Source organism: Pseudomonas sp. AL10 (assembly GCF_029960685.1).
Classification (GTDB): Bacteria; Pseudomonadota; Gammaproteobacteria; order Pseudomonadales; family Pseudomonadaceae; genus Aquipseudomonas; species Aquipseudomonas lactis.
In genome coordinates, this window is record NZ_JASBQZ010000079.1 from 1 (window position 1) to 7,368 (window position 7,368).

General features: G+C 63.1%; 6 protein-coding genes. 2 read left to right on the plus strand and 4 right to left on the minus strand.

Annotation, left to right across the window (positions count from 1 at the left end; genetic code table 11):
• Positions 1-123: 123 nt before the first annotated feature.
• Genes QK296_RS28720 through QK296_RS28735 form a run of 4 tightly spaced genes read right to left on the minus strand, consistent with a single transcriptional unit; the run spans position 124 to position 4,884 of the window.
• Positions 124-984, minus strand: a complete 861-nt coding sequence (locus tag QK296_RS28720; protein WP_003188712.1) for an HlyD family secretion protein — start codon at positions 982-984, stop codon at positions 124-126.
• A 10-nt stretch (positions 985-994) separates the two neighbouring features.
• Positions 995-1,195: a DUF1656 domain-containing protein gene (locus QK296_RS28725; protein ID WP_003188711.1), complete on the minus strand. Its 201-nt coding sequence runs from the start codon at positions 1,193-1,195 to the stop codon at positions 995-997.
• Positions 1,185-3,362 (minus strand): FUSC family protein, encoded by a 2,178-nt coding sequence (locus tag QK296_RS28730; RefSeq protein ID WP_003188710.1) that lies wholly within the window; start codon positions 3,360-3,362, stop codon positions 1,185-1,187. The genes QK296_RS28725 and QK296_RS28730 overlap by 11 nt, the downstream gene beginning before the upstream one ends.
• Before the next feature lie 10 nt (positions 3,363-3,372).
• A complete protein-coding gene (locus QK296_RS28735; protein ID WP_137204046.1) occupies positions 3,373-4,884 on the minus strand; it encodes an efflux transporter outer membrane subunit in 1,512 nt (503 codons plus the stop codon).
• 181 nt (positions 4,885-5,065) lie between these two features.
• On the opposite strand from QK296_RS28735, the gene QK296_RS28740 reads away from it, so the two are divergent.
• Together QK296_RS28740 and QK296_RS28745 are read left to right on the plus strand one after the other, a co-directional pair.
• Positions 5,066-6,034 carry a LysR family transcriptional regulator gene (locus QK296_RS28740; RefSeq protein ID WP_047712624.1) on the plus strand — a complete coding sequence of 323 codons (969 nt, stop codon included), beginning with the start codon at positions 5,066-5,068 and terminating at the stop codon, positions 6,032-6,034.
• A gap of 175 nt (positions 6,035-6,209) precedes the next feature.
• Positions 6,210-7,184 carry a D-glycerate dehydrogenase gene (locus QK296_RS28745; RefSeq protein ID WP_282392324.1) on the plus strand — a complete coding sequence of 325 codons (975 nt, stop codon included), beginning with the start codon at positions 6,210-6,212 and terminating at the stop codon, positions 7,182-7,184.
• The last annotated feature ends 184 nt before the right edge of the window (positions 7,185-7,368 follow it).

Sequence of the window (7,368 nt, forward strand, 5' to 3'; positions counted from 1 at the left end):
CAACTGTGTTGACTGTTAGGCCGTCTTCGCAGGCAAGCCAGCTCCCACATTTGGATGGTGGTGTGTCAGGTAGATCAGTGTCGACTGTCAGGCCGCCATCGCAGGCAAGCCAGCTCCCACAGTTCAGTTTTGTGTTGGGTTGATGATCACAGTGCAGGTGATGCCGGCCGCCAACAACACGCCCTGCGGCACTTCATCAATGTGAATCCGCACCGGCACACGCTGGGCCAACCGCACCCAGTTGAAGGTCGGGTTTACATCGGCGATCAGTTCTCGGCTCTCGGGGTTATCGCGGTCGTAAATGCCGCGCGAGATGCTTTCCACATGGCCCTTCAAGGTCTCGCCGCTCATCAACTGCATATCGGCTTTGTCGCCCACCTTCACGTGGGGCAGTTTGGTTTCTTCGAAGAAGCCATAGACCCAGAACGAGTTCATATCCACCACGGCCATTTTGGCTTCGCCGATGCGCGCATAGTCGCCACGGTGCACGTTGAGGTTGGTGACGTAGCCGTCCACCGCCGCCAGCACTCGTGTGCGCTTCAAGTTGAGTTCGGCGGCCTCCAGTTGCGCCAGGGCGTGCTGATAATCGGCCAGGGCCGAGTCGGCGATGTTGCTGGCGTCGTCGCGGTTCTCCTTGGAGATCACCAGGGCGTCCAGGTCGGCGCGGCGGTGCGCGTTGACCTTGCGCATTTCCCAGGTGGCCTTGCGTGAAGCCACCAGCGATTGCGCTTGCTTGACGGCAATGCGGTAGTGCTCGGGGTCGATCTGCATCAGCAGGTCGCCTTTTTTCACCAACTGGTTATCACGTACCGGCACGTCCACCACTTCACCGGTGACGTCAGCCGCCACATTGATAATGTCGGCGCGCACCCGGCCATCGCGGGTCCACGGCGTTTGCATGTAGTGCACCCACAACGTGCGGCCAATCCAGATCGCCAACGCCAGAACCAGCAAGGTGGCGAGCAGGCTGAAGAACTTTTTCATCGGGGCATTCTCAACGGTAGACGCTCAGCGCCAGGGCGCCGAACAGGCAAGCGAACAGGCTCAGGCGCAGCAGCGCCGGGTGCCAGAAAAACCGGTACAGGTCGAACCCGGCCAGGAAGCGGTCAACCGCCCAGGCCAGCCCCGCGGCGATCAGGAACATCAGGGTCATGGTCGGCATATAGATGCCGTGGAATGCAATTTCACGAGGCATTCGGGGCTCCTTTGAGGGCGGCCAGAGGCGATTGCGGGTCCAGCAACGAGGTGCGAATAAAGTGCAGGTAGCTCTTCACCCGGCGCAGGGCCGAGGTGTCGAAGTGCGGGGCGAAGGGTTCGTCGGTGGCCTGCACGCGGCTGATCGCATGGTCCACGGCAATCAACCCGCGTTCCAGGTTGCTGGCGCTGGGTTGCAGGAACAGCCGCACCAGCGAGCGCCCCATCACGCGGATCGCCTGGCGCCACGGCTGGGACTCGGCATACGCCGGGTGCACCGGCAAAATCGCCTGCTCCTTGCGCAGCTCGATGATCGCGTGGCCGACCTCCAGCACCACGAACATCCAGCGCAGCAAATCGCGCTGCACCTGCGGCTGGCCGGCCGCGAGGCCATACGCCTGGTGCAGCAGGTCGCGGGTGCGGCTTTCAAAGCTCGACGCCAGGCCCTTGAGCTTGCCGCTGATGGCATACACCACTTGCTCACGCAGGTCTTGTTCCAGGCGGCGCCACAACCAGCGGCTATTGGGCGGCAGAATGATCGCCCCCGCCGCCGCGCACACCAGCATGCCGATGACCATGGCAATGTAGTCGTTGATAAAGGTGTAGGGGTTGTAGACCGTGAGGTTGTCCGGCACCGAGCCGGTGCTGAAGAAGATCAGCAGGCCCACGCCCACACCGGCGTATCGGGGGCGTGAAGACAGAAAGGCACCGAAGATGATCACCGGCGCGAGCATCACGCACAGCAACGGGAAGCCATCGATCCAGGGGAACACGAAGAACATTTCGACAAAGCCGACCAAGGCGCCGATCAAGGTGCCGCAGGCCATCTGGAACGCCATGCGCTTGGGGTTGGGCGTGGCGGCGGACAAGCCCACCGTGGCCGCCGCGATCAGGGTCATGGTGGCGCCGCTGGGCCAGGCCGTGGCCACCCAGTAACTGCCCAGCACAACCAGGATAAACGAGGCGCGCACACCGGCAGCGGCACAGGCCAACCAGTTGGTCTTTGGCGTGTAGGTTTCGTGCCAATCCTCCCGCGCATGGCGATGCTCGGCCAGGGACGCGTGGGTTTGCGCGTAGTTGTGCAGGTCGTCGACGAAGCGATACAGCAGCTCGTAGGCGGTGTGGAAATCCAACTGCTCGGCGTCCGTCGGGTTGTCCTCCTGAAAGCTCGCCCGCAGGCTGCGCACCTTGGCGGGCAGGCCATCCTTGTAGGCGCTCAGTTGGTTGACCAGGCGCGCGGCATCGGGGCTGGTGAGGGCGCGGCCAGAGAAGCTGTCGAGCACTTCGGCCAGGTCTTGCAGGCCGGGTTTGATCGCTGCCACCACATGGTCGGCCTCATCGGCGCGCAAGCGTTCCAGCAACTGGTGCAAGGCGTTGAAGCGTGTGGTGATGCTCATGAATTCGCTGTTGAGGCGACTGAGCCGCCCATTGCGTCGACGCATGTGCGGGTCTTCGAATACGGTGACGCTGCGCAGCCCTTCCAGGCCCACGGCTTCGGCGATAAAGCGCACGTTACTGGCCTCGAACCCTTCGCGCTGGCTGCGCCCGCGCAGGCCGTCCGTCACAAACAGCGCGAACACACCAAAGCGCTGGTACAACGCGTTGCGCATGGCGGCGCTGGAGGTCTGCGGCAGGATGGCGGCGCTGACCAGCGTCGAGCACAGTATCCCCAGGGAAATTTCCAACACCCGCCACACCGCCGCCATGAAGGCGCCGTCCGGGTGGGCCAGGGCCGGCAGGCCGACCATCGCCGCGGTGTAGCCGGCGAGCACAAACCCATAGGCGCGAAAGTTGCGATTGCGTGTGGCGCCAGCGGTGCAAATGCCCACCCAGATCGCCAGCGCACCGAGGAACAGTTCGGTGTTCTGCGCAAACAAGGCGATCAACAGCACCATCACCGCCGAGCCTGCCAAAGTCCCGAGGAAACGGTAGAAACTCTTGGCGAACACCTGGCCGCTCTGGGGCTGCATCACGATAAATACGGTGATCATCGCCGTGCGCGGTTGCGGCAGTTCCAGGCGCATGGCCAGCCACAGCGTCAGGAATGCGGCGACCAGCACTTTGAAGATATACACCCAGGTCACGCCATCGCTGCGTGCCCAGTCGAAGAAACCACGGCGCCACTCAAGGGAATGCAGCCAGCGCAGCGGTGCAGGCAAGGGAGTCATTAAGGCCTACTCAGTGATCAAACACGGCGAGCGCCGCCGGGGTCTTGCTTGGGCGTGTCTTGGCAGCCGTGGGCACATCGTCGCCAGCGCCGAGGCCGCCGCCCAGGGCGGTCACCAATTCCGCATGGGCGCTCAAGCGCGCCGCCTGCACCTGTTGTTCGATCTGCTGCTGGCGAAACAACAAGGTTTGGGCGTTGAGCACGTTGAGGTAGTCAGTGAGGCCACGCTGATAGGCGATCATGGCGATGTCGTAGGTTTTCTGCGCCGAGGCCACTGACTGCGCGGCGAAGGCCGATTGCTTGTCCATGGACTCGCGACGGATCAACTGGTCGCTGATGCCCTTGAGCGCATTGACCAGGGTCTGGTTGTACTGGGCCACCGCGATGTCATAGCCGGCACTGGCTTCACCCAATTGCGCACGCAGACGGCCGCCATCGAAGATCGGCAAGGTAATCGCCGGGCCGACGTTGTAGTTGAATTTCTTGCCGGCCAGAAATTCCAGCATGCCGCCGCCAGTGGCCATGTACCCGAGGCTGCCGACCAGGTCGACGTTGGGGTAGAACCCGGCGTGGGCTACATCGATGCCCCGTGCCTGGGCCGCAACCTGCCAGCGACTGGCAACCACGTCCGGGCGTTGGCCGAGCAACTGCGCGGGCAGGCTGGAGGGTAATTTCAACGGCGCGGCGAGGGCCAGGGTCGGGCGCTGCAACTGCGCGCCCTCCCCCGGGCCTTTGCCGGCCAACGCCGCCAATTGGTTGCGGCTCAGGGCGATTTCCTCGTCCAGGGCATCCAGTTGGCGATGGGTCTCCGGCAGCGGGGTTTCGGCCTGGCTGACGTCAAAGTGAGTGCCGATCCCGGCGGCCAGGCGTTTGTTGGCCAGGTCCAGGATCTGCTGTTGCTGGGCCAGGGTAGCGGCCGCGATGTCACGGTTGGCGTACTGCAACGACAGCTGGATATAGGCGCGCACTACGTTGTTTTGCAGTTCGAGCTGGGCCAGGCGCGCTTCGGCGGCACTCATGTGCGCCAGGTCGACGGCGCGTTCGGTCGTGTTGCTTTCCCGGCCCCACAGGTCGAGGGCGTAGCTCAGGCCCAGGGACGAATTGTTGTCCCAGGTGTTGGCGCCGCTCAATTCGCCGGGGCCGTAGAACTGATCCTTCGGCCAGTTGTGGCGCTTGAGGGTGGTGTCGCTGTTGATCTGCAGCGACTCGGCCGACTCGGCCACCCCGGCCAGCGCCCGGGCTTGGCGCACACGGGCGGCGGCCACGGCCAGGCTGGGGCTGTTATGGGTGGCGAGCTCGACCCAACGGTTGAGCTGCGGGTCGCCGTAGGCCTGCCACCATTGGGCGGTGGGCCAGTGGGCGTCGCGGGCGGCGCTCTGGATCGCGACATCGGTGGCCAGGGTATTGGCGTTGATCGCCTGGCCTTGGGGGGCGATTCCTCCGGTTCCGATGCAACCGCTGATGACTGACGTTAAAGCCCAAACACTGAGAGTCTTCAGCTCTCTGCTGATGCGACGCGGCACGGCAAGCGAATTCCTGAGAGGGTGTTGCGCAAGAGGTGGCGCAATTCTAGGCGGCGCCAGGGAGGACGATAAGCTGGTATTCCTGTGAATCTTTGTTACCGTTCAGGCGATAATCCGTTGGTAGGGATCACTCAAAGCGTAACTTTCTGTCACAATTTGCTATCTCCCTTGAGAACACTCCATGGACACTTTGCAAAACATGCGCGCCTTCAGTTGTGTGGCCGAAGCCGGCAGCTTCACCGCCGCCGCCGTGCAACTGGACACCACCACGGCCAACGTCTCGCGCGCGGTCTCCAACCTTGAGGCCCACCTGCAAACCCGCTTGCTCAACCGCACCACCCGGCGCATCGCGCTGACCGAAGCCGGCAAACGCTATTTGCTGCGCTGCGAGCAGATCCTCGCCTACGTCGAGGAAGCCGAGGCCGAAGCCAGCGACGCCCACGCGCGCCCGGCCGGGCAGTTGAAAGTGCACACCATGACCGGCATCGGCCAGCATTTCGTCATTGATGCGATTGCCCGCTACCGCCGCACCCATCCCGACGTGACCTTCGACCTGACCCTGGCCAACCGCGTGCCGGACCTGCTCGACGAGGGCTACGACGTGTCCATCGTGCTGGCCAGCGAACTGCCAGACTCAGGTTTCGTGTCCCAGCGCCTGGGCATCACCTATAGCATCGCCTGCGCCTCGCCGGACTACGTCAAGGCCAAGGGCTGCGCGCAACGCCCCCAGGACTTGCTCAACCACGCGTGCCTGCGCCTGGTCAGCCCGGTGGTCCAGCTGGACAAATGGACCTTCAACGGCCCTGAAGGCCAGGAAAGCGTGGCGATCAACAGCTCGCCGTTCCTGGTGAACTCGGCCGACGCAATGAAAACCGCGATCACCAGCGGCATGGGCGTCGGCCTGCTGCCGGTGTACGCCGCCATCGAAGGGCTGCGCAACGGCACACTGGTACGGGTGATGCCGACCTACCGCTCCCAGGAGCTGAACCTGTACGCCATCTACCCCTCGCGCCAATACCTGGATGCGAAGATCAAGACGTGGGTGGAATACCTGCGCGGTTCGTTGCCGGAGATTCTGGCGGCGCACCAGGCGGAGTTGGTGGCATATGAGTTGAGCGGTGCTGTGGGTGGCGTGCGGATGGCGACCTAACAACCCCTGTAGGAGCGAGCTTGCTCGCGAAAAACCTGAGGGCAACGCATTCAATCTGGATCAACGCGTTATCGTTGACGTTTTTCGCGAGCAAGCTCGCTCCTACAGGTTTTGTGCTGAGGGGATAAATGTTAGCGTGCTCAGCATTCTTCCGTAGTCGATGAGCCCGCCTGCCATGAAAAAGACTGTCCTGGCCTTCAGCCGTATCACCCCACCGATGATCGAACGCCTGCAACAGGATTTCGAGGTAATCGCGCCCAACCCCAAGCTGGGTGACATCAACGCACAGTTCAACGAAGCCCTGCCCCATGCCCATGGTTTGATCGGCGTGGGCCGCAAGCTGGGCCGCGAGCAGCTTGAAAGCGCGAGCAAGCTGGAGGTGGTGTCCAGCGTGTCGGTAGGCTACGACAACTACGACGTGCCGTACTTCAACGAGCGCGGGATCATGCTCACCAACACCCCCGATGTACTCACCGAAAGCACTGCCGACCTGGCCTTTGCGTTGCTGATGAGCAGCGCACGGCGCGTGGCCGAATTGGATGCCTGGACCAAGGCCGGCCAATGGAAAGCCAGCGTGGGCGCGCCGCTGTTTGGTTGCGATGTGCACGGCAAGACCCTGGGCATTGTCGGCATGGGCAATATTGGCGCAGCCGTGGCCCGGCGTGGGCGCCTGGGCTTCAATATGCCGATCCTTTACAGCGGCAACAGCCGCAAGACCGCGCTGGAGCAAGAACTGGGCGCGCAGTTTTGCAGCCTGGATCAGCTGCTGGCCGAGGCGGATTTCGTTTGCCTGGTGGTGCCGTTGAGCGACAAGACCCGTCACCTGATCAGCACCCGGGAGCTGGCGTTGATGAAGCCCAGCGCGATCCTGATCAATATCTCCCGTGGGCCGGTGGTGGATGAACCGGCGCTGGTCGAAGCCCTGCAAACCCAACGCATTCGTGGTGCCGGGCTGGATGTGTATGAAAAGGAACCGCTGGCTGAATCGCCGCTGTTCCAGTTGAGCAATGCCGTGACCCTGCCGCATATTGGTTCGGCCACCGGTGAAACCCGCGAAGCCATGGCCAATCGCGCATTGGACAACCTGCGCAGCGCGCTGCTGGGTCAACGCCCGCAGGACCTGGTGAACCCGCAGGTCTGGAAGGGCTGATACTGGAATTAATGTGGGAGCTGGCTTGCCTGCGATGACGGCCTACCAGCCGACGCCTATCTACCTGATACCCCACGATCCAACTGTGGGAGCGGGCTTGCTCGCGAAGGCGGGCTGGCAGTCAACACGGTTGGATTGTGTACATATCCATTGCTGCGGTAACGGCCGCTTAGGGTTCCGCTCT